Annotated in this window: 20 protein-coding genes; 16 read left to right on the top strand and 4 right to left on the bottom strand. The window is 71.2% G+C overall.

All coding sequences use genetic code 11. The annotated features are described in order from the left end of the window. The first annotated feature begins 1 nt into the window (after position 1). The 5 genes from ACTMTU_RS08930 to ACTMTU_RS08910 all read left to right on the top strand — a co-directional run bounded on the left by ACTMTU_RS08930 (position 2) and on the right by ACTMTU_RS08910 (position 4,483). Complete coding sequence (locus ACTMTU_RS08930; protein WP_441262931.1) at positions 2-1,135, top strand: carbohydrate kinase family protein; 1,134 nt, start codon at positions 2-4, stop codon at positions 1,133-1,135. 167 nt (positions 1,136-1,302) lie between these two features. After that, a complete protein-coding gene (locus ACTMTU_RS08925; protein ID WP_441262930.1) occupies positions 1,303-2,319 on the top strand; it encodes a PhoH family protein in 1,017 nt (338 codons plus the stop codon). Positions 2,320-2,331: 12 nt separating this feature from the next. Next, positions 2,332-2,829 carry an rRNA maturation RNase YbeY gene (gene ybeY, locus ACTMTU_RS08920; RefSeq protein ID WP_360038459.1) on the top strand — a complete coding sequence of 166 codons (498 nt, stop codon included), beginning with the start codon at positions 2,332-2,334 and terminating at the stop codon, positions 2,827-2,829. Continuing rightward, positions 2,826-4,130, top strand: a complete 1,305-nt coding sequence (locus tag ACTMTU_RS08915; protein WP_441262929.1) for a hemolysin family protein — start codon at positions 2,826-2,828, stop codon at positions 4,128-4,130. Before ybeY ends, ACTMTU_RS08915 begins: the two co-directional genes overlap by 4 nt. Then, positions 4,127-4,483 carry an MmcQ/YjbR family DNA-binding protein gene (locus tag ACTMTU_RS08910; RefSeq protein ID WP_159692165.1) on the top strand — a complete coding sequence of 119 codons (357 nt, stop codon included), beginning with the start codon at positions 4,127-4,129 and terminating at the stop codon, positions 4,481-4,483. The genes ACTMTU_RS08915 and ACTMTU_RS08910 overlap by 4 nt, the downstream gene beginning before the upstream one ends. A gap of 190 nt (positions 4,484-4,673) precedes the next feature. On the opposite strand, the gene ACTMTU_RS08905 is transcribed toward ACTMTU_RS08910, so the two are convergent. After that, positions 4,674-6,077 (bottom strand): MFS transporter, encoded by a 1,404-nt coding sequence (locus tag ACTMTU_RS08905; RefSeq protein ID WP_441262928.1) that lies wholly within the window; start codon positions 6,075-6,077, stop codon positions 4,674-4,676. Positions 6,078-6,167: 90 nt separating this feature from the next. Here ACTMTU_RS08905 and ACTMTU_RS08900 point away from each other — a divergent pair, with 90 nt between their 5' ends. The 3 genes from ACTMTU_RS08900 to era all read left to right on the top strand — a co-directional run bounded on the left by ACTMTU_RS08900 (position 6,168) and on the right by era (position 8,532). Further along, positions 6,168-7,061: a helix-turn-helix transcriptional regulator gene (locus ACTMTU_RS08900; protein ID WP_441262927.1), complete on the top strand. Its 894-nt coding sequence runs from the start codon at positions 6,168-6,170 to the stop codon at positions 7,059-7,061. A gap of 59 nt (positions 7,062-7,120) precedes the next feature. Beyond that, the gene (locus ACTMTU_RS08895) at positions 7,121-7,474 is read left to right on the top strand and encodes a cytidine deaminase (RefSeq protein ID WP_441262926.1); all 354 of its coding nucleotides are present in this window, start codon (positions 7,121-7,123) and stop codon (positions 7,472-7,474) included. 116 nt (positions 7,475-7,590) lie between these two features. After that, entirely contained in the window at positions 7,591-8,532 is a 942-nt protein-coding gene (era, locus tag ACTMTU_RS08890) for a GTPase Era (protein ID WP_441262925.1), read from the top strand. A gap of 45 nt (positions 8,533-8,577) precedes the next feature. Here era and ACTMTU_RS08885 read toward each other — a convergent pair whose 3' ends face one another. Both ACTMTU_RS08885 and ACTMTU_RS08880 read right to left on the bottom strand, forming a co-directional pair. Continuing rightward, positions 8,578-8,844 (bottom strand): protealysin inhibitor emfourin, encoded by a 267-nt coding sequence (locus tag ACTMTU_RS08885; protein WP_005317886.1) that lies wholly within the window; start codon positions 8,842-8,844, stop codon positions 8,578-8,580. Between the two features lie 69 nt (positions 8,845-8,913). Beyond that, positions 8,914-9,969, bottom strand: coding sequence for a M4 family metallopeptidase (locus ACTMTU_RS08880; RefSeq protein WP_441262924.1), 1,056 nt, complete (start codon positions 9,967-9,969; stop codon positions 8,914-8,916). Positions 9,970-10,262: 293 nt separating this feature from the next. On the opposite strand from ACTMTU_RS08880, the gene leuA reads away from it, so the two are divergent. The 8 genes from leuA (at position 10,263) to ACTMTU_RS08840 (ending at position 18,954) form a co-directional block, all read left to right on the top strand. Further along, positions 10,263-12,029 (top strand): 2-isopropylmalate synthase, encoded by a 1,767-nt coding sequence (leuA, locus tag ACTMTU_RS08875; protein WP_441262923.1) that lies wholly within the window; start codon positions 10,263-10,265, stop codon positions 12,027-12,029. Positions 12,030-12,249: 220 nt separating this feature from the next. Continuing rightward, positions 12,250-12,927 (top strand): TerB family tellurite resistance protein, encoded by a 678-nt coding sequence (locus ACTMTU_RS08870; RefSeq protein WP_441263167.1) that lies wholly within the window; start codon positions 12,250-12,252, stop codon positions 12,925-12,927. A gap of 298 nt (positions 12,928-13,225) precedes the next feature. Continuing rightward, complete coding sequence (locus ACTMTU_RS08865; RefSeq protein ID WP_441263166.1) at positions 13,226-15,304, top strand: MMPL family transporter; 2,079 nt, start codon at positions 13,226-13,228, stop codon at positions 15,302-15,304. Positions 15,305-15,413: 109 nt separating this feature from the next. Next, positions 15,414-16,619 (top strand): sensor histidine kinase, encoded by a 1,206-nt coding sequence (locus tag ACTMTU_RS08860; protein ID WP_441262922.1) that lies wholly within the window; start codon positions 15,414-15,416, stop codon positions 16,617-16,619. Beyond that, a complete protein-coding gene (locus tag ACTMTU_RS08855; protein WP_441262921.1) occupies positions 16,616-17,299 on the top strand; it encodes a response regulator transcription factor in 684 nt (227 codons plus the stop codon). The genes ACTMTU_RS08860 and ACTMTU_RS08855 overlap by 4 nt, the downstream gene beginning before the upstream one ends. Positions 17,300-17,483: 184 nt before the next feature. After that, the gene (locus ACTMTU_RS08850; RefSeq protein ID WP_441262920.1) at positions 17,484-18,311 is read left to right on the top strand and encodes a S1 family peptidase; all 828 of its coding nucleotides are present in this window, start codon (positions 17,484-17,486) and stop codon (positions 18,309-18,311) included. Positions 18,312-18,547: 236 nt separating this feature from the next. Next, the gene (locus tag ACTMTU_RS08845) at positions 18,548-18,772 is read left to right on the top strand and encodes a hypothetical protein (RefSeq protein ID WP_441262919.1); all 225 of its coding nucleotides are present in this window, start codon (positions 18,548-18,550) and stop codon (positions 18,770-18,772) included. After that, positions 18,769-18,954 (top strand): hypothetical protein, encoded by a 186-nt coding sequence (locus ACTMTU_RS08840; RefSeq protein ID WP_441262918.1) that lies wholly within the window; start codon positions 18,769-18,771, stop codon positions 18,952-18,954. The genes ACTMTU_RS08845 and ACTMTU_RS08840 overlap by 4 nt, the downstream gene beginning before the upstream one ends. Before the next feature lie 69 nt (positions 18,955-19,023). Here the strand turns inward: ACTMTU_RS08840 and ACTMTU_RS08835 are convergent, their stop codons facing one another. Beyond that, on the bottom strand, positions 19,024-20,391 hold the full coding sequence (locus ACTMTU_RS08835) for an FAD-dependent oxidoreductase (RefSeq protein WP_441262917.1): 1,368 nt from the start codon (positions 20,389-20,391) through the stop codon (positions 19,024-19,026). Positions 20,392-20,816: the final 425 nt, after the last annotated feature.

The raw sequence follows: 20,816 nt of genomic DNA, 5'->3' as shown, positions 1-20,816 counted from the left end.
GGTGACCATTCGCAGCGGAGAGCAACTGCCCAGGACGACCTGCCGGAGCGATGTCGCGGGCACCTGCCTCGATCCCCTCGCGGGCCTTCGCGCGCCCGGCGACCCGGACTGCGACGTCTACCTCACCGGCAGCGTCTTCCTCGACATCATCTTCACCGGCCTCGACTCCGCCCCGGTACGCGGCACCGAGTCATGGGCCCGCGGGATGGGATCCAGCCCCGGCGGCGTCGCGAACATGGCCACCGCCCTCGCCCGCCTCGGACTGCGCACGTCCCTCGCCGCGGCCTTCGGTGACGACCACTACGGCGAGTACTGCTGGGACGCCCTCGAGCAGGGCGAGGGCATCGATCTGGGCCTCTCGCGCACCGTGCCCGGCTGGCACTCCCCGGTCACCGTCTCCATGGCCTACGAGGGCGAACGGACCATGGTGACCCACGGCCACGAGGCCCCGCCCTCCGAGTCGGCCCCCGACTGCCCGCCGCCCGCCCGCGCCGCGGTCGCCTCCCTCACGCCGGGCACCCGCGCGGAGTGGATCGCCCAGGCCGCCCGCAAGGGCACCCGCATCTTCGCCGACGTCGGCTGGGACGAGTCCGGCCGCTGGGACCCGGACGACCTCGCCGACCTGGAGCACTGCGAGGCGTTCCTGCCCAACGCGGCGGAAGCGATGCGCTACACCCGCACCGACTGCCCGCGCGCCGCCGCCCGCGCCCTCACCGACCGGGTACCGCTCGCGGTCGTCACCCTCGGCGCCGAAGGGGCGTACGCGGTCGACGGCGCCACCGGCGAGAGCGCCGAGGTCCCGGCCCTGAGCGTGGAGGCCCTGGACCCGACGGGCGCGGGCGACGTGTTCGTGGCCGGATTCGTCACCGGCACGCTGGCCGGCTGGCCCCTCGCCGACCGCCTCGCGTTCGCCGGCCTGACCGCCGCCCTGTCCGTGCAGGAGTTCGGCGGCTCCCTCTCCGCGCCCGGCTGGTCCGAGGTCGCCGCCTGGTGGCAGCAGGTGCAGGCCACGTCCGGCCAGGACCCGGCGGCCCTGAGCCGCTACGGCTTCCTGGAGCGGCTGCTGCCCGCCCCCGCCAGGCCCTGGCCGCTGCGCCGCGCGGTCCCGACGATCGGCTTCGGGCGCTCTGCCTGACGCGGAAAGGGCCCCCGCGGGCCCGCAGACGGCGGAGAGCGGCCCGGAGCGGGTCCTGTAAAAGCCTTCGGCCATGTCAGCGGCGCGTCGTACCCTTGGTGTTCCAGAGGTTGTCGAGCAGCGAGAACCCTGCAACGGGAGGTATGTGCAGGCCACAGAGCCGGCCCATGACTCAGACACCGACAGACCAGACCCCCGCGCCGGGCCAGGCGCGAGCCCACTTCACCGTCCCGGCCAAGCACCCGATGGTGACGGTCCTGGGCTCGGGTGACGCCCTGCTGCGCGTGATCGAGAAGGCCTTCCCGGCGGCCGACATCCATGTCCGGGGCAACCAGGTCAGCGCGGTCGGCGACGCGCGGGAAGTCGCTCTGATCCAGCGCCTGTTCGACGAGATGATGCTCGTGCTCCGCACCGGGCAGCCGATGACGGAGGACGCAGTGGAACGCTCGATCGCCATGCTCAGAGCGGCCGAAGAGGGCGTGGGCGGGACGGAGACCCCGGCAGAGGTCCTCACCCAGAACATCGTCTCGAGCCGCGGCCGCACCATCCGCCCGAAGACGCTGAACCAGAAGCACTACGTCGACGCGATCGACAAGCACACGATCGTGTTCGGCATCGGCCCCGCCGGTACCGGCAAGACGTATCTCGCCATGGCCAAGGCCGTCCAGGCGCTGCAGTCCAAGCAGGTCAACCGCATCATCCTGACCCGCCCCGCGGTCGAGGCCGGCGAGCGGCTCGGATTCCTCCCCGGCACGCTGTACGAGAAGATCGACCCGTACCTGCGGCCGCTGTACGACGCGCTGCACGACATGCTCGACCCCGACTCCATCCCCCGCCTGATGGCGGCGGGCACGATCGAGGTCGCGCCCCTGGCGTACATGCGCGGACGCACGCTCAACGACGCGTTCATCATCCTGGACGAGGCGCAGAACACGAACCCCGAGCAGATGAAGATGTTCCTCACCAGGCTCGGCTTCGACTCGAAGATCGTGATCACCGGCGACGTCACCCAGATCGACCTTCCCGGCGGGACGAAGAGCGGCCTGCGCCAGGTGCAGGACATCCTGGACGGCGTCCCGGACGTCCACTTCTCGCGGCTCACGTCGCAGGATGTCGTACGGCACAAGCTGGTCGGCCGTATCGTCGACGCGTACGAGAAGTACGACGGCCAAAACGGGAAGTAGTCAACGCGCACCATGTCGATCGACGTCAACAACGAGTCCGGAACCGAGGTCGACGAGCAGGCGATCCTCGACATCGCCCGCTACGCCCTCGCGCGGATGCGTATCCACCCGCTCTCCGAGCTCTCGGTGATCGTCGTGGACGCCGAAGCCATGGAGCAGTTGCACATCCAGTGGATGGACCTGCCGGGTCCGACCGATGTGATGTCCTTCCCGATGGACGAGCTCCGTCCGCCGTCCAAGGACGACGAGGAGCCCCCGCAGGGTCTCCTCGGCGACATCGTGCTCTGCCCCGAGGTGGCGAAGAAGCAGGGCGAAGAGGCGCCGACGCAGCACTCCATGGACGAGGAGCTCCAGCTCCTGACCGTCCACGGGGTGCTGCACCTGCTCGGCTACGACCACGAGGAGCCGGACGAGAAGGCCGAGATGTTCGGTCTCCAGGCCGCGATCGTCGACGGCTGGCGGACGGAGAAGGGCCACACCGGTCCTTCTCCTGCGCCGACCGTCTCATGAGCGGCCAACTGATCGCCGGCGCCGTCGCGCTGGTCGTCGTGGCCTGGCTGGCCGCATGCGCGGAGGCGGGCCTCGCCCGTGTCTCCAGCTTCCGCGCGGCCGAGGCCGTCCGGTCCGGCCGCCGCGGAGCGGACAAGCTCGAACAGGTCGCCGCGGACCCCACCCGCTATCTCAACGTCGCCCTGCTGGTGCGGGTGGCGTGCGAGATGGCGGCCGGGGTGCTCGTCACCTACGTGTGCCTCGAGGAGTTCGCGGAGACCTGGTCGGCACTGCTCGTCGCCATCGCCGTGATGGTGCTCGTGAGCTACGTCGCCGTCGGTGTCTCCCCGCGCACCATCGGTCGCCAGCATCCCCTCAACACGGCCACCGTCGCGGCGTACGTGCTGCTGCCGCTGGCCCGGGTGATGGGGCCCGTACCGCAGCTGCTGATCCTCATCGGCAATGCCCTGACCCCCGGAAAGGGCTTCCGCAAGGGGCCGTTCGCGTCCGAGGCCGAACTGCGGGCGCTGGTCGACCTGGCGGAGCAGGAGTCGCTGATCGAGGACGACGAGCGCCGCATGGTGCACTCCGTCTTCGAACTCGGCGACACCCTGGTGCGCGAGGTGATGGTGCCGCGCACCGACCTCGTCTCCATCGAGCGCTTCAAGACCGTCCGCCAGGCGCTGACGCTGGCGCTGCGTTCCGGCTTCTCCCGCATCCCCGTCACCGGGGAGAACGAGGACGACATCGTCGGTGTCGTGTACCTCAAGGACCTGGCCCGCAAGACCCACATCAACCGCGACGCGGAGGCGGACGTCGTCTCCACGACGATGCGGCCCGCGGTGTTCGTGCCGGACACCAAGAACGCCGGCGACCTGCTCCGCGAGATGCAGCAGAAGCGCAACCACGTCGCCGTCGTCATCGACGAGTACGGCGGCACGGCGGGCATCGTCACCATCGAGGACATCCTCGAGGAGATCGTCGGCGAGATCACCGACGAGTACGACCGCGAGCTGCCGCCCGTCGAGGAGCTCGGCGACGGCTGCTTCCGCGTCACCGCCCGCCTCGACATCGGCGACCTCGGCGAGCTGTACGGCCTCGGGGCCGACGAGCTCGACGACGAGGACGTGGAGACGGTCGGCGGCCTGCTGGCCAAGGCGCTCGGCCGGGTCCCGATCGCCGGTGCCAAGGCGGTCGTGGACCTGCCGGACGGCCGCGCCCTGCGGCTCACCGCGGAGTCCCCCGCCGGCCGCCGGAACAAGATCGTGACGGTGCTCTCCGAGCCGGTGGAACAGGTGACCGAGGAGCGGATGACCGGATGAAGGCACAGCAGCTGAGGGCGTTCTGCCTCGAGTTCAACGCCGCGGTGGAGGAGTTTCCCTTCGGGCCGGAGACCTCTGTCTTCAAGGTGCTGGGCAAGATGTTCGCCCTCAGCGCGCTGGACGCCGCACCGCTCACGGTCAACCTCAAGTGCGACCCGGACCTCGCGGTCCGGCTGCGCGCGGACCACCCGGGCGTGATCGTGCCGGGCTGGCACATGAACAAGCGCCACTGGAACACGGTGACGGTGGGCCGCCTGCCGGACCGGCTGGTCCGGGAGCTGGTGGAGGACTCGTACGACCTGGTGGTGGCGGGGCTGCCACGGGCGGAACGCTTGCGGCTGGACCGGGGATAGCGGGTCCGCTGCGCGGGGCCGTTTCCCCTCCCCGCCCCTTCCCGTAACCGGGCGCTCCGCCCCCGGACCCCCGCGCCTCAATCGCCGGCGGGGCTGATTTCGCGGAGCGCGGTACGGGTCCGGGCGGAGCCCGGTTTCGGGAAGGGGCGGGGAGGGGAGGAGCTCGCCGCAGACGCCACCCGCGGCCGTGTCACCCCCGCCGCACGCCCCGCAACGCCACCCCCACCACGACCGCCGTGCCGAGGACAACCACCGCGTCGATCGCCAGCACCACCCGGATGCCCTCGAACAGCGACTCCCGCGTCGTCGCCAGGACGCCCAGCAGCGGGATGCCCACCGTGATGCCCACCTGCTGCGTCGTCGTGACGAGGCCCGTCGCCAGGCCCTGCTCGCCGTCCGGGACGCCGGACGTCACGGTCAGGCCGTAGGAGATGATCGCCCCCAGGTGGCACATGCTCGCCAGCGAGACGCCCACCGTCGCGAGCAGCGCGCCCGACTGGGTGCCGAGGCCCAGCAGGGCGGCGACGAAGAGGCCCTGACCGGCGAGGGAGAACACCAGGACGTGTGGCGCGCCGAAGCGTCCGATGATCCTCGGGGCGAGCGTGCCTGCCGCCACGGACAGGACGCCCTGCACACCGAAGACCAGGCCGGTGACGTAGGCCGGGAGGCCCAGCGTCTCCTGGAGGTACAGCGTGAGGACGAACACGACCGTGCTCATCATCGAGAACGTGACGAGGCCACCGAGGTTGCCGAACGCCACCGTCCGCCGGCGCAGCATGGGCAGCGAAACCAGCGGGGCCGGGCTCCGGGTCTCCACGACCGCGAAGGCGGTCAGCAGCGCGACGCCCGCGACGAGCGTGACGATCACGTCCGCGCCGCCGAAGCCGCGGTCGGCGGCGGTGGACAGGGCGTAGATGACGGCGAGGAGACCACCGGTGACGGTGACCGCGCCGGGCACGTCGAGCCTCGGCCGCAGCGGCGTACGGGACTCGGTCAGCACGCGGGGCGCGAGCGGCAGCACGACCAGCGTGAACAGGGCCAGCAGGCCCATGGTCGAGCGCCATCCCAGGGTGTCCGTCATGACCCCGCCGAGGAGCATGCCGACGGTGAAGCCGAGCGACAGCAGCGTGCCGCTGATGCCCAGTGCCCGTTCGCGCTGCGGCCCTTCGGGGAACGTGGTCGTGATCAGCGACATGCCGGTGGGCACGATGACGGCCGCGCCGAGTCCCTGGAGCGCCCGGCCGGCGAGGAACGACGCGGGGTCCCAGGCGAACGTCGCGAGCAGCGACGCCGCGCCGAAGACGGCCAGCCCGGTGAGGAACAGCCTGCGCCGGCCGTAGAGGTCGGCGATGCGGCCGAAGAGCAGCAGGAAGCCGCCGGACGGCAGGGCGAACGCGGTGACCGCCCACTGGAGCGAGGACGGGCCGAGCCCGAGGTCCCGGCCCAGTTCGGGCAGGGCGACGTTCAGCACGGAGAAGTCGAGGGCGACCATGAACTGAGCGGCGCACAGCACGAACAGGACGAGCCGTGCCCGCCGGTCGAGCCGGGGAGGCGCCGTGCCCGCGGGGGACGGAAGTGTGGTGTCGGTAGCCATACACGGGACCCTCCGGCGGTCCGGCCGGCCGTGGGGAGCGGGAACTTATCCTGTTGGCCGCACCACCAGGCATACGGACAGGGGGAGTACGTGGCCACGTCGACGGGGCACGACGCGACGAAGGCGCACCGGCTGCGCGAGTTGCGGGAGTTCTTGATGAGCCGGCGCGCACGCATCACGCCGGCGGAGGCGGGCCTGCCGGACGGCGGCGCCCGCCGCCGTACGCCGGGTCTGCGCCGGGAGGAGGTCGCCGTCCTCGCGGGCGTAGGCGTCTCCTGGTACCAGTGGCTGGAGCAGGGGCGTGACATCACCGTCTCGCCGCAGGTCCTGGACGCGGTGGGCAGGGTGCTCCGGCTGAGCAGCGCCGAGCGCCGCCATCTGTACGTCCTCGCGGGGCTCAACCCGCCGGCGCCCGAGACCGATCCGGGCGACCGCGACATGTGTGCCGGGCTGCGGCGGCTGATCGACGCGTGGATGCCGTATCCGGCGCACATCATGGACGGTTACTGGAACACCGTGATGTACAACGACGCGGCGGCCGCGGTCCTCGGGATGCGGCCCGGCATCGTGCAGAACTGTCTGATCGCGTACTTCACGGACCCCGTCTACCGTGCCCGCAGCTCCGGTTGGGCACAGAACGCGCCGCAGGTCGTCGCGCAGTTCCGTGCCGCGTGCTCCGAGGGGCCGGACGACGAGGGGTTCCGCACGGTGGTCGCGGAGGCCAAGGCGGCGAGCCCCGAGTTCGCCGAGCTGTGGGAGCGGCGGGACGTGGCGCCCGGCGGGCAGATCCGCAAGGAGATGGAGCATCCGCTGGTGGGCCGACTGGTCGTGGAATCGACGCAGTTGAGGGTGCCGGCCCGGCCCGACCTGGTGATCGTGATGCACACTCCGGTGCCCGACGCGGCGACGGACACGGCGGCGAAGCTCCAGTGGCTGGCGAGCCCCGAGGGCCGTCGCGGCTCGATGTATCCCGTCGCGGGCTGACGCGTGGACTCCGTGCGTCCCGCGGCGGGCCGACTCCGGGGCCGATCTATGCTCTGGGCATGACGCAGAGCTCCGACCTCGGCCCCGAGGACCGCAAGATCATCACGCTGGCGCGCAGCGCCCGGGCCCGTAACGGTGTGCCCGAGGGCGCGGCCGTACGCGACGAGACCGGCCGTACCTACGTCGCCGGAACGGTGGCTCTCGACTCGCTGAAGCTGAGCGCGCTGCAGACCGCCGTGGCCATGGCCGTGGCCAGCGGCGCCAAGTCGCTGGAGGCCGCCGCGGTCGTCTCCGACGCCGACGCCGCCTCCGCCGAGGACCGGGCGGCGGTACGGGACCTGGGCGGCGCGGCGACGCCGGTGCTGCTGGCGGGCCCGGACGGCGAGCTGAAGGCCGCGGTCACCGCGGGCTGAAGTACCCCCGCCCGCGCCCCGTGAGGCGGCCTTGGCGGCCGACCGGGCGGGGCCGGGACGGCCGGGGCGCGGGCGTGCGTGACCGAGGGCCCGTGACATCAGGGACAATGGGCGCCATGAGCGCTCGTACCCAGTCTTCCGAAGCCCCCCATCGGGCCGGCTTCGCCTGCTTCGTCGGCCGCCCCAACGCGGGCAAGTCCACCCTCACGAACGCTCTCGTCGGCCAGAAGGTGGCGATCACCTCCACGCGGCCGCAGACGACCCGGCACACGGTGCGCGGCATCGTGCACCGTCCCGAGGCGCAGCTGATCCTGGTGGACACCCCGGGGCTGCACAAGCCGCGGACCCTGCTCGGTGAGCGGCTGAACGACATCGTGCGCACCACCTGGGCCGAGGTCGACGTGATCGGCTTCTGTCTGCCCGCCGACCAGAAGCTCGGCCCCGGTGACCGGTTCATCGCCAAGGAGCTGGCGGGGATCAAGAAGACCCCGAAGGTCGCCATCATCACCAAGACCGACCTCGTCGACTCCAAGACGCTGGCCGAGCAGCTCATCGCCGTCGACAAGCTCGGCAGGGAGCTCGGCATCGAGTGGGCCGAGATCGTGCCGGTCTCCGCGGTGGGCGACACCCAGGTGCAGCTGGTGGCGGACCTGCTGATCCCCCTGCTGCCGGAGAGCCCCCCGCTCTACCCGGAGGGCGACCTCACGGACGAGCCCGAGCAGGTCATGGTCGCGGAGCTGATCCGCGAGGCCGCACTCGAGGGCGTACGGGACGAGCTGCCGCACTCGATCGCGGTGGTCGTCGAGGAGATGCTGCCGCGCGAGGACCGTCCGGCGGACCGCCCGCTGCTGGACATCCACGCCAACGTCTACATCGAGCGCCCCAGCCAGAAGGGCATCATCATCGGCCCGAAGGGCAAGCGCCTGAAGGAGGTCGGCACGAAGTCCCGGAAGCACATCGAGGCGCTGCTCGGTACGCCGGTCTTCCTCGACCTCCACGTGAAGGTGGCGAAGGACTGGCAGCGCGACCCCAAGCAGCTGCGCAAGCTCGGCTTCTGATCGCGGGGCCGGGGCGGTGGCGAGAGGATCCGCCGGACGGCCCCGTCAGGAACCTTCCTTGAGCACCAGCGAGATCAGCTGCCGCTGAGCGTCGGTCAGCCGGGGGTCGGAGCAGTAGACCGTGCGCCCGTCGACCGTGAGCTGGTAGCTGAACCCGTCGGGGACGCCGATGGGCGGAGTGTCGCGGGCCTCGGACACCGCCTGTGCGGCGAGGGCATGCACGTCGCCGGCATCGGCCCGGTCCGAGGTGTCGACCTCGGCGAGGCGCTCGATCCCGGCGAAGCCTCCTGTACGCCTTACCTGGATACGCATGGTTCCCGTTGTAGTACGGAACGGGGCCGGGCGACAGTCGGGCCGCCCGGCCTCCGGTGATCCGGGCCGTCAGTCCGACGTCTTCACGCCGACCTGTGACCAGGCCTTGAGCACGGCCTCGTGCTCCTCGCCCTCGCCGTAGCGGGCCGCGGCCGCGGCCACCGTCAGGCGGGCGAAGCTGCCGAAGTCGGCGTCCACCGTCAGCTTGCCGCCGGTCAGCACGTCGAACCAGATCTGTCCGGCCCGCTCCCAGGCGCGCCCGCCGAGGCGGTTGGCCAGCAGGTAGAAGGCGTGGTTGGGGATGCCGGAGTTGATGTGGACGCCGCCGTTGTCACGACCGGTGCGGACGTAGCCCTCCATGGTCGCCGGCTGCGGGTCCTTGCCCAGCACGTCGTCGTCGTACGCCGTCCCCGGCGCCTTCATCGAACGCAGCGCGACGCCCTCGACGCGGGGCGCGAGCAGGCCGGCGCCGATCAGCCAGTCGGCCTCCTCCGCGCTCTGTCCGAGCGTGCGCTGCTTGACCAGGGACCCCAGCACGTCGGACACCGACTCGTTGAGGGCGCCGGGCTGGCCGAAGTAGCTGAGGTTGGCCGTGTACTGGGTCAGGCCGTGCGCCAGTTCGTGGGCGATGACGTCGACCGCGACGGTGAAGTCGAGGAAGATCTCGCCGTCACCGTCGCCGAAGACCATCTGTTCGCCGTTCCAGAAGGCGTTCCCGTACTTCTCGTCGTAGTGGACGGACGCATCCAGCGGCAGTCCGGCGCCGTCGATGGAGCTGCGTCCGTAGGCGGTGAGCAGTTCGAAGGTGGCGCCGAGGCCCGCGTACGCCCGGTTGACGGTGGCGTCCTTGACGGCCTCCTCACCCTCGCCGCGGGCCAGGACGCCGGGCAGGTCCGTGCCGCCCCGGGCGTCGTAGACGGTCCTGCGCGGCCCGTCGGAAGGGGCTGCGACCGCGCGCGGCGCGGCGCCCAGGACCGTGGTCAGCCGGCGGCCGGTGCGCTGCGCGGCGTCGGCCTGGAGGGTGCGCCGGGCCGGACCGGACACGGCGGGGTCGTCGGCCCGGGCGAGCTTGTCGAGGATGTGCGGCGGCACGATGCCGCAGAAGACCGGGGTGCGAATGTCCATGAGCGGCAATGTGGCATTGCGTATGCGGCATGTCACGGAAAGTGAGACCGGTTAGCGAAATGGAGTGATAGGTCATATTTGACCGTTACTGATCGGTCGTCCCGCATACTGGAACGGGCCCCACGCTCCCGCCGAGGCTCGGCTAGTCTGCTGTGCATCATGCGTTTCGGGCTGCTTCTCCTTAGCTGCCGCGGCGAGGGCCTGTAGTCGTAGGCCGACCCCCTCCCCGCGGAGTCTGGTGCTGCTTCGACTCAGTCGGCCCCCTTCCTGCAGGATCCGAGGAGCCCTACGCCATGTCACAGTCGCAGTGGATCGGCCGTCCTACCCCGATCACCAGCACGACGCACACGCAGCAGCCGTCCGGGATGCCGATCCACAAGTACCGCGGGTACGAGTCCGTCGACATCCCCGACCGCACCTGGCCCGAGCAGCGGATCACCAAGGCGCCGCGCTGGCTGTCCACCGATCTGCGCGACGGCAACCAGGCGCTGATCGACCCCATGAGCCCGGCCCGCAAGCGTGAGATGTTCGACCTGCTGGTACGCATGGGCTACAAGGAGATCGAGGTCGGCTTCCCGTCCTCCGGCGAGACCGACTTCAACTTCGTGCGCTCCATCATCGAGGACGGCGCGATCCCCGACGACGTCACCATCTCGGTGCTGACGCAGGCGCGTGAGGACCTGATCGAGCGGACCGTCGAGTCCCTGGTCGGCGCCAAGCGGGCCACGGTGCACCTGTACAACGCGACCGCGCCCACCTTCCGCCGCGTCGTCTTCCGCGGCTCCAAGGACGACATCAAGCAGATCGCCGTCGACGGCACCCGCCTGGTGATGGAGTACGCGGAGAAGCTGCTGGGCGACGAGACCGCCTTCGGCTACCAGTACAGCCCCGAGATCTTCACCGACACCGAGCTGGACTTCGCCCTGGAGGTCTGCGAAGCGGTGTGCGACGTGTGGCAGCCCGGCCCCGGCCGCGAGATCATCCTCAACCTGCCCGCCACGGTGGAGCGTTCGACCCCCTCCACGCACGCCGACCGCTTCGAGTGGATGTCGCGCAATCTGACCCGCCGCGAGTACGTCTGCCTGTCGGTCCACCCGCACAACGACCGCGGCACCGCCGTCGCCGCCGCCGAGCTGGCGATCATGGCGGGCGCGGACCGTATCGAGGGCTGCCTGTTCGGCCAGGGCGAGCGGACCGGCAACGTCGACCTGGTCACCCTGGGCATGAACCTGTTCTCGCAGGGCGTCGACCCGCAGATCGACTTCTCACAGATCGACGAGATCCGCCGCACCAGCGAGTACTGCAACCAGATGGAGATCCACCCGCGCCACCCGTACGCGGGCGACCTGGTCTACACCGCCTTCTCCGGCTCCCACCAGGACGCCATCAAGAAGGGCTTCGACGCGATGGAGGCCGACGCGGCCGCCGCCGGCAAGAGCGTCGACGACATCGAGTGGGCCGTCCCGTACCTGCCGATCGACCCGAAGGACGTCGGACGCTCGTACGAGGCCGTGATCCGGGTCAACTCGCAGTCCGGCAAGGGCGGTATCGCCTACGTGCTGAAGAACGACCACAAGCTGGACCTGCCGCGCCGGATGCAGATCGAGTTCTCGAAGATCATCCAGGCGAAGACGGACACCGAGGGCGGCGAGGTCACCCCGGCCGCGATCTGGTCCGTCTTCCAGGACGAGTACCTGCCGAACCCCGACAATCCGTGGGGGCGCATCCAGATCCGCTCCGGCCAGACCACCACCGACAAGGACGGCGTGGACACCCTGACCGTCGAGGCGGTCGTGGACGGCACGGAGACGGTGCTGAGCGGCACCGGCAACGGTCCGATCTCGGCGTTCTTCGCCGCGCTGAACGGCATCGGCGTCGACGTGCGCCTGCTGGACTACCAGGAGCACACGATGAGCGAGGGCGCGTCCGCGCAGGCCGCCTCCTACATCGAGTGCGCCATCGACGGTCAGGTGCTGTGGGGCATCGGCATCGACGCCAACACCACCCGCGCCTCCCTGAAGGCGGTCGTCTCGGCCGTCAACCGCGCAGCCCGCCGGTAAGCCGGCCCAAGCGTCCCGGTCGCCGGGCCTGCCCTGATCACGGGCGGGCCCGGCGATTTGCGTCGCTGTGCACGCAGTTGTGCCAGGGAGCGGAATCGGCCATGTCGATTCACGCTTCCTCCCGGGTGCTGACGCGACATCATCCATGTGGCTAACATCACGTCAACGCGGCAGCGCTGCCGCAGCTTCATGGAGGTGCGACGTGCTGCCAGCCCGGAGAATGCTCGTCCGAAAACTGCGGGTATGCGGCATTCACACGTCCTGGACCACCGTGGGGGACGGCGAGTTCTTCTGCCCCGAATGCGGAGGCGACCGCAACTACCGCCGCCGCACCGGCCGCCGCCGCTTCACCGTCCTCGGAGTGCCCCTGCTGCCCCGCGGCCTCGCCGGCCCCGTCGTCGAATGCGCCGCCTGCCACAGCCACTTCGGCATGGACGTCCTCGACCACCCCACCACGGGGCGCTTCTCCGCGATGCTCAGGGACGCGGTCCACACCGTCGCCCTCGCCGTCCTGGCCTCCGGCGGCACCTCCTCCCGCACCGTCCGCGAGACCGCCGTTCAGGCGGTGCGCGCGGCGGGACTCGACGACTGCACGGAGGACCAGCTCACCTCCCTGATCGAGGCCCTCGCCGCCGACACCGGCCGGTACGTCGCCGACGCCGGACCGTACGGCGCGGCGCTCGCCATCGAGCTCCACGAGGCGCTCGAGCCGCTCGCGCCCCACCTCGCCCCCGCCGGACGGGAGTCGATCCTGCTCCAGGGCGCGCGCATCGCCCTCGCGGACGGCCCCTACACCCCCGCCGAGCGCGAGGTCCTCACCACGGTCGGCGCGGCGCTCCAGTTCTGCGACGACGACACCGAGCAGCTCCTGGAGACGGCGGCGCACACCCCGTTCTGACCCTGCCGGAGCCGCGCCCGTGCGGTGCGGCCGCGGCTCCCGGGCCGTATGCCCCAGGTTCGTGCTCCCGCCCTGCTCCCGGTGCCGTACTCCCCGGGGAGTACGGCACCCCACGGGCCACCCTGGGCAGTAGCGCCCATCTCGCCCGCGCGTGCGACGAAACCGCCCCTGCCCGGCGGGAGTCTGGTGGTGCATCCAGCCACCGGACGCCCGTGACGAAGGGGAGACACCCATGGGGCCCGCCGCACCGACCGCGACCGCACCACCGCCCACAAGGCCGACCGCCCGCCGCAAGGCCATGCCCTGGGCGGTCCTCGTCCTGTGGATCGCAGTCGTCGCCCTCGCCGTCCCCTTCGCCGGGAAGCTCGGCGACGCGCAGCGCGACAACATCGTCGACTACCTCCCCGCGAGCGCCGACTCCACCCAGGTCGCCAAGATCGAACAGGCGCTGCCCGGCGGGGAGTCCACCGAGCTGGTCGTCGTCTACCACCGCGACGGCGGGCTCACCGCCGCGGACCGCGACCACGCGCGGCAGCAGGTGGAGGGGATCACCGGCGCCCACGAGTTCGACGGCGGCACGCCGCAGGGCATCCCGTCGAAGGACGGCACGACCCTGATGTACCCGCTGTCGACCACCGCACCCGGCACCGACAACGACGCCCGCATCGCGCTCGTCGACGACGTGCGGGAGCGGCTCGGCGCCGACCCGGTCGACGGGCTGGGCGCCGAACTCGGCGGTCCCGGCGCCCTGGCGACCGACATGGAGAAGGTCTTCGAGACCATCGACGGCACGCTCATGGCCGCGACCGTGCTCGTCGTCGCCGTGCTGCTCATCCTCACCTACCGCAGCCCGTTCCTGTGGCTCGTGCCGCTGACCGTCGTCGGCTTCGCGGCCGTCGCGTCCCAGGCCGTCGTCTACGGGCTCATCCAGGGCTTCGACCTCACCGTCACCAGCCAGAGCGCCGCCATCATGACCGTCCTCGTCTTCGGCGCGGGCACCGACTACGCGCTGCTGCTCGTCGCCCGCTACCGGGAGGAACTGCGTCGCGTCGAGCAGCCGTACGACGCGATGGTCGCCGCTCTGCGCGGCTGCGGTCCCGCCGTGCTCGCCTCCTCCGGCACCGTCGCCGCCGGGCTGCTGTGCCTGCTCGCCGCCGACCTCAACAGCGCCAGCGGACTCGGTCCGGTCGGCGCGGTCGGTGTCGTGTGCTCCCTCGCCGCGATGCTCACCCTGCTCCCCGCGGTCCTCGTGCTCCTCGGCCGCCGGGTGTTCTGGCCGCTGGTGCCCGCCTACGGTTCGGAGCCGAAGCAACGCCGTTCGCTGTTCGCCGCGATGGGCAGCTCCGCCGGCCGCCGGCCGGGCACGGTCCTCGTCTCCGGGGCGCTGCTGCTCGGCGCGCTGGCGCTCGGCGTGTTCAACCTGCCGGGCAACCTCGCACAGGAGGACACCTTCACCGAGCAGCCGGAGTCCGTGTCCGCGATGAAGGTCCTCGAGGAGGCGTACCCGGACCGGAGCAGCCAGCCGATCAGCATCGTCGCCCCCACCGACACGGCGGATCAGGCGCTGGCACAGGCCCGCCGCACCGAAGGCGTCGCCGCGGCGGAGGCCGGCCGTTCCGGAGGCGGCTGGACGGAGATCACCGTCTTCGCCAAGGACGCACCCGAGAGCGCGGGCGAGACCGCCACCATCGAGTCCCTGAGGGCGGGGCTCGACGGCAGCCACGTCGGCGGGCCCAGCGCCCAGCAGCTGGACCTGGCCGACACCAACGCACGCGACCAGAAGGTCGTCATCCCGCTCGTCCTCGGCGCGGTCCTGCTGATCCTCGTGGTCCTGCTCCGCAGCCTCGTCGCGCCCCTGATCCTCACCGCGGCCGTCGTCGCCGTATGGGGGGCGGTCATGGGCCTCGGCGGACTGCTCTTCGAGCCGGTCTTCGGGTTCGACGGGCTCGACCCGAGCATGCCGCTGCTGTCGTTCGTGTTCCTCGTCGCCCTCGGGGTCGACTACGGCATCTTCCTGATGCACCGGATGCGTGAGGAGTCACTGTCGGGCGCCGAGCCCGAGACGGCGGCACTCACCGCCCTCCGCACGACCGGCGGGGTGATCGCCTCCGCGGGCATCGTGCTCGCGGCGACGTTCACCGTCCTGATGAACCTCCCGCTGGTGCCGCTCTTCGAGATGGGCTTCCTGGTGGCGGTCGGCGTCCTGCTGGACACCTTCCTCGTCCGCACGTATCTGGTGACGTCGGCGAGCCTGCTGCTGGGACGGCGCGTGTGGTGGCCGGGACCGCTGAGCCGGCCGGAGCCGGCGGTCGAGCCGGCGCCTGAGCAGGCGAAGCGGGCGGCGCGCGAGCCGCAGCCTGCGGGCGACAACCGATAGCCCCGCGGGGCACGTTCCCCACCCCACCCCACCCCTCCCGTGAGCGGGGCCCCGGCCCCGGTCACGGCGCGGGGTGGGGAAAACGCAACTCCTGGACCAGGATGGACCCGTGCCGCACCCACCCCGCCCCCGCCTCGGCGAGCGTGTGCTGAACGCCGTCAGCCGCGACCCCCTCACCGTCCCCGACCGCACCCGCAACGACGCCTTCATCGCCGCGGCCATCGGCGTCCTGTCCCTCGCGCTCGCGCTCCTCGTCGACGACGGCCGCAGGCCGGACGCCCTGGGCTGGGCGCTCCTCGTGGGGAGTGTCGTGCCGCTCGTGTGGCGGCGGTCGCATCCCGGCCTCGTGCTGGCCGCCGTACTGCTGTGCGTCGGGCCGTACCACGCGCTGGACAACACCCATGCCGCGCCGGTACCCGCCTCCCTGATCGCCCTCTACACCGTGGCCGTCACCGGGCGGCCGCTGTACACCTTCTTCGTCGGCTGTCTGGTCCTCGGCATCAGCCTGTCCGTGATGTTCAACGTCGGCACGCACGAGGGTCTGGAGGCCCTGCGCACCTCGGGCTGGATCCTCGCCGTGCTCGTCCTGGGCGTCGACGTACGCACCTACCGCCACTACATCGCCTCCGTCGTGGGCCGCGCCGAACGGGCCGAGCGCACCCGCGAGGAGGAGGCCGCTCGCCGGGTCGCGGAGGAGCGGCTGCGGATCGCCCGCGATCTGCACGACCTGCTCGCGCACTCCATCACCCTCATCGGCGTGCAGACGTCCGTCGCCTCCCACGTCCTCAGCGTCGACCCGGACCGGCTGGACCGGGCCGCGATCGCCAAGGCGCTCGACGACATCGCAGAGACATGCCGGACCGCGCGCGGTGAACTGCGCACCACGCTGGAGGTCCTGCGCACCGACGGCCCCGACTGTGACGGCCCGCTGCCGGACCTGGCGGCGCTCCCGGACCTGGTGCGGACGGCGGGCGCCGAACTCACCTTGCGTACCGGGGAGTCGGCGATGCAGCCCGCCGTGGAGGCGGCCGCGTTCCGGATCGTGCAGGAGTCGCTGACGAACGCGGTGCGGCACGGCGGACCGGGGGTACGTATCGCGGTGACAGTGGTCCGGGACGAGGACGCCCTGCGGGTCCACGTCACCGACGACGGGACCGCGGAGCCTGCGGTGTCCGGCGCCGGCTTCGGCATCCTGGGGATGCGGGAGCGGGCCCGCAGCGTCGGCGGCACTCTGGCGGCCGGCCCGCGCGGCGAAGCAGCCGGTTTCGAGGTCGCCGCGATCCTGCCCCTTCAGCCCACGGAGGCCACCGCATGAGCCCGACGAACCCGATCCGCGTCCTGCTCGCCGACGACCAGACACTGGTGCGAGCGGCCTTCGCGATGCTCGTCGAGTCGGCCCGCGACATGGAGGTCGTCGCCCAGGCCGGCACGGGCGCGGAGGCGGTCGAACTGGCCCGCAGCGAACGGGCCGACCTCGTGGTCATGGACATCCGCATGCCCGAACTCGACGGCATCGAGGCCACCCGGCTGATCGCGGCGGACGACGATCTCGCGGGCGTCAAGGTGCTCGTCCTGACCACGTACGACACCGACGAGCACATCATGGAGGCGCTGCGCGCGGGCGCGTCGGGCTTCCTGGTGAAGGACACCAGGCCGGCGGATCTGCTGGCGGCGATCCGGACGGTCGCGGCCGGCGAGGCGCTGCTCTCCCCGGGGCCGACGTCCCGCCTGATCGCCCGTGTCCTGAGCGCCCCGAGGGTCCCCGCGCCGAACGGCGCGGGCGGCCCGGACGTACTCACGGACCGCGAGCGCCAGGTCCTGACCCTGGTGGCCCGGGGCCTGACCAACACGGAGATCGCCGAGGCGCTGGGCCTGAGCCCGCTGACGGCCAAGACCCATGTCAGCCGCATCATGAGCAAACTGTGCGCGCGTGACCGGGCCCAACTGGTGATCGTGGCCTACGAGTCGGGGCTGGTGACCCCGGGCGAGGGATGAGCGGACGCCGGTGGTTCAGGGCGCGATGCCGCCGGTAGCAGGGACGCACCCGGCCCTGGTCCTGCGACACTGCGACGCGTGGCCGGAATCAGTGCCTTGTCGGCCCAGGGCCGTCCCCCAACAATGCGCATGACAAGTCGGAGTTAGCTCCGGCATCACCCGTCGCATTGAGGGGACCCCCCACATGAACAAGCCTCTCGCCGGCGCGCTGCTCGCGTTCGCTCTCCTCGGAGCGGGCGCGGCACCCGCCGTCGCCGCCGAAGCGGACGTCTCCGCCAAGGCGGTGGACTTCGCCGGAACGGTCGCGCTCAGCAACTGCTCCGGTTCCGTGGTCCGCACGGCCGCCGCGCAGCCGAACGACCCCGCGCTCGTCATGTCCAACGGCCACTGCCTGGAGACCGGCTTCCCCGCCCCCGGCCAGGTCGTGGTCGACCGCGCGTCCTCCCGCAGCTTCGGTCTGCTCAACTCCGCCGGGACGCGCGTCGCCACCCTGCGGGCGAGCAAGATCGCCTACGGGACGATGACCGACACCGACGTCTCGCTGTACCAACTCACCAACACCTATGGCCAGATCGAGTCCCGCTACGGCATCAAGGCGCTGGAGCTGAGCGCCGCGCGTCCGGCGCAGGGCACGGACATCAAGGTCGTCTCCGGGTACTGGAAGCGGATCTACAGCTGCACCGTCGACGGATTCGCCCACCTTCTCAAGGAAGGCTCGTGGACCTGGAAGGACTCGGTCCGCTACACCTCGAGCTGCGACACCATCGGCGGCACCTCCGGCTCGCCCGTCGTCGACACCGCCACCGGCAAGGTCGTCGCCGTCAACAACACCGGCAACGAGAGCGGCGGCCGTTGCACGGACAACAATCCCTGCGAGGTCGACGAGAACGGCGGCGTCACCGTCCGGGAAGGCATCAACTACGCACAGCAGACCTACACCCTGGCCGCCTGCATAGGCCCCGGCAGCCGCGTCGACCTGAACCGCCCCGGCTGCACGGTGCCGAAGCCGTAGCGCCGCCCGGCGCATCACCGCCCGACCGCGCGTGCGCCTGCGCCTGGCCCGCGTATGCATCGTCTCCGAACTGCCCCTGGAGCATGTGGTTTTGAGTCAATGAAGGGCGTCAATCAGTCAACGTCGGCAGCGCGGTCGGGAACCTCCACCCTGGGGCCCGACCGCGTTGCGTTTGCTCTCCAGGGCCGTGAGCTGCACCAGTTGCCCGTCTTTCGCCGTTGCCGGGGTCGCCCAGCGTGACGGCCCCCTCCGACATCCTCAAGCACGAGGCCGTGCACTCGAAGCAGTGGGCGCGGTACGACAGCACCGCCGGGTACCTCCGCGACTACACCCGTGAGTCAGCCCCCTCGTGGTGGGACACTGACACGGCATCCGGCAGCAACAAGTTCGAGCAAGAGGCGAATCTGTGGTGGGGCGGATACTTGGAGTGGGGACCCCCGACGATCGGACCGGTGTCATGAGGCGCCGGCTGATCCAACTGGCCCGGGCGGCCTTCGTGGTGGCGGTGGCGGTGGGAGCGACGGCCTCCTGCTCCCCGGCCCCCGAAGAGGTCCTCGCCGTCGAGTCCGACGGCGGGGGCGGGGCCCGGCTTCTCACCATGACGTGCTCCGAGTACGAAGGCCGGTCATTCGGTGTCACCTGAAACGCCGAGACCGGTGGTGGAGCGGCCCTTCCGGGCCGGTCCACCGCCGGTCTCGGCGTCTGTGCGGTGTTACGCGCCGCTCGCCCTGAGCATGTCCTCACGCTCGACGATCTTCACGCGCTCGCGTCCCTGCGGCTCGCCCAGCGCCTTCTCCGCGGCGTCGAGCCTGTACCAGCCCTCCCACGTCGTCCAGCGGACGTCGCGGGAGGCGAGGAACGCCTCGACGGCCTCCGGCTCCGGCGACGCCGGGGTCTGGAGGCGGCCGTTCGCGTAGTCGTCCAGCAGGTTGGCGACCGTCTCGTTCGCGTCGCCCTTGGTGTGGCCGATGAGGCCGACCGGGCCGCGCCGGATCCAGCCCGTGACGTACGTCGAGTCCAGGTGCTCGCCGGACTCCTCGATCACCCGGCCGCCCTCGTCCGGGACCGTGCCCGACGCCACGTCCCAGGGGAGCTTCGGCAGCTCGTCGGAGAGGTAGCCCACGGCCCGGTAGACCGCCGTGACGTCCCAGTCCTTGAAATCGCCCGTGCCCTTCACGTTCCCCGTGCCGTCGAGCGCGGTGCGCTCGGTGCGCAGGCCCACGACCTTGCCGTCCTCGCCGAGGATCTCGGCAGGCGACTCGAAGAAGTGCAGGAACAGCTTGTGCGGCCGGTCGCCGGTGTCGCGGATCGCCCAGTTCTCCAGGGTCTTCGCGACCATGTCGGCCTGCTTGTTGCCGCGGCGGGTCTCGATCGAGCCGGCGTCGTAGTCGATGTCCTCGGGGTCGACGATGACCTCGATGTTGGGGGAATGGTCCAGCTCGCGGAGCTCCATCGGGCTGAACTTGGCCTGCGCCGGGCCGCGACGTCCGAAGACATGGACCTCGAGCGCCTTGTTGGCCTTGAGGCCCTCGTAGACGTTCGGCGGGATCTCGGTCGGCAGCAGCTCGTCCGCCGTCTTCGCCAGGATGCGCGCCACGTCGAGCGCGACATTGCCGACACCGAGCACGGCGACCTTCTCGGCCTCCAGCGACCAGGTGCGCGGCCAGTCCGGGTGCCCGTCGTACCAGGACACGAAGTCGGCGGCGCCGTAGGAGCCCTCCAGCTCGATCCCGGGTATGTCGAGCGCCCGGTCGGCGGTCGCGCCGGTGGAGAAGATCACCGCGTCGTAGTAGGTGCGGAGGTCGTCGAGGCTCAGGTCGTTGCCGTAGTCGACGTTGCCGAAGAGGCGGATCTGCGGCTTGTCGAGCACCTGGTGCAGGGCCGTGATGATGCCCTTGATCCGCGGGTGGTCGGGGGCGACGCCGTAACGGATCAGGCCGAAAGGCGCGGGCATACGCTCGAAGAGGTCGATGGACACGCCGGGGTCGGCGGCAGCCACCTCGGACTTCAGCAGCGCATCGGCGGCGTAGATCCCGGCGGGGCCGGCTCCGACGATGGCTACCCGCAGGGGGCGGGGCATGACAGGTTCCCTTCGAGCGGCGACAACTGGCTCGTCGGTAACCCTAAACAAAGGCAAGCCTAAGTCAGTACTCGGCCCTGACCTATGACCTCATAAGGTGGGCTTATGCCCACTCAAAGGCCGCCTTGATGTCGGGGTGGGGTGGTGGTGGGTGGCGCCCGCGGACTGCCGTCCGCGCTCGTGCGTCGCCCGCGTTCCGCCACGGCGGGAGGATTACCCTGCGATCGGCGGTGTCGCGTCGTTCCGTCGCGCCGGATCCAACGGGGGGTCGGCGCGCCGCCTGTTCGAATGGGCCGGTGTATCCGCCGAATGCGAACATGCGCCCGCCCGACTCCTCCGGGGTGCGTTTCCCCCGCTTTCCGCCGCACTTCCGGTTACGGGCCGGTGAATTCCTGTGTGCGCTTGCCGTGGGGCTTTGGCCATGG

The organism is Streptomyces sp. OZ13, assembly GCF_052068155.1.
Taxonomy (GTDB): domain Bacteria; phylum Actinomycetota; class Actinomycetes; order Streptomycetales; family Streptomycetaceae; genus Streptomyces.
This window is presented reverse-complemented; position numbering and strand designations above follow the sequence as displayed.

Excerpts from the sequence above, each read along its gene's own strand:
- ACTMTU_RS08925 (WP_441262930.1), top strand. The coding sequence starts at position 1,303 with ATGACTCAGACACCGACAGACCAGACCCCCGCGCCGGGCCAGGCGCGA.
- ybeY (WP_360038459.1), top strand. The coding sequence starts at position 2,332 with ATGTCGATCGACGTCAACAACGAGTCCGGAACCGAGGTCGACGAGCAG.
- ACTMTU_RS08915 (WP_441262929.1), top strand. The coding sequence starts at position 2,826 with ATGAGCGGCCAACTGATCGCCGGCGCCGTCGCGCTGGTCGTCGTGGCC.
- ACTMTU_RS08910 (WP_159692165.1), top strand. The coding sequence starts at position 4,127 with ATGAAGGCACAGCAGCTGAGGGCGTTCTGCCTCGAGTTCAACGCCGCG.
- ACTMTU_RS08905 (WP_441262928.1), bottom strand. The coding sequence starts at position 6,077 with ATGGCTACCGACACCACACTTCCGTCCCCCGCGGGCACGGCGCCTCCC.
- ACTMTU_RS08895 (WP_441262926.1), top strand. The coding sequence starts at position 7,121 with ATGACGCAGAGCTCCGACCTCGGCCCCGAGGACCGCAAGATCATCACG.
- era (WP_441262925.1), top strand. The coding sequence starts at position 7,591 with ATGAGCGCTCGTACCCAGTCTTCCGAAGCCCCCCATCGGGCCGGCTTC.
- ACTMTU_RS08885 (WP_005317886.1), bottom strand. The coding sequence starts at position 8,844 with ATGCGTATCCAGGTAAGGCGTACAGGAGGCTTCGCCGGGATCGAGCGC.
- ACTMTU_RS08880 (WP_441262924.1), bottom strand. The coding sequence starts at position 9,969 with ATGGACATTCGCACCCCGGTCTTCTGCGGCATCGTGCCGCCGCACATC.
- leuA (WP_441262923.1), top strand. The coding sequence starts at position 10,263 with ATGTCACAGTCGCAGTGGATCGGCCGTCCTACCCCGATCACCAGCACG.
- ACTMTU_RS08870 (WP_441263167.1), top strand. The coding sequence starts at position 12,250 with ATGCTCGTCCGAAAACTGCGGGTATGCGGCATTCACACGTCCTGGACC.
- ACTMTU_RS08865 (WP_441263166.1), top strand. The coding sequence starts at position 13,226 with ATGCCCTGGGCGGTCCTCGTCCTGTGGATCGCAGTCGTCGCCCTCGCC.
- ACTMTU_RS08855 (WP_441262921.1), top strand. The coding sequence starts at position 16,616 with ATGAGCCCGACGAACCCGATCCGCGTCCTGCTCGCCGACGACCAGACA.
- ACTMTU_RS08850 (WP_441262920.1), top strand. The coding sequence starts at position 17,484 with ATGAACAAGCCTCTCGCCGGCGCGCTGCTCGCGTTCGCTCTCCTCGGA.
- ACTMTU_RS08840 (WP_441262918.1), top strand. The coding sequence starts at position 18,769 with ATGAGGCGCCGGCTGATCCAACTGGCCCGGGCGGCCTTCGTGGTGGCG.
- ACTMTU_RS08835 (WP_441262917.1), bottom strand. The coding sequence starts at position 20,391 with ATGCCCCGCCCCCTGCGGGTAGCCATCGTCGGAGCCGGCCCCGCCGGG.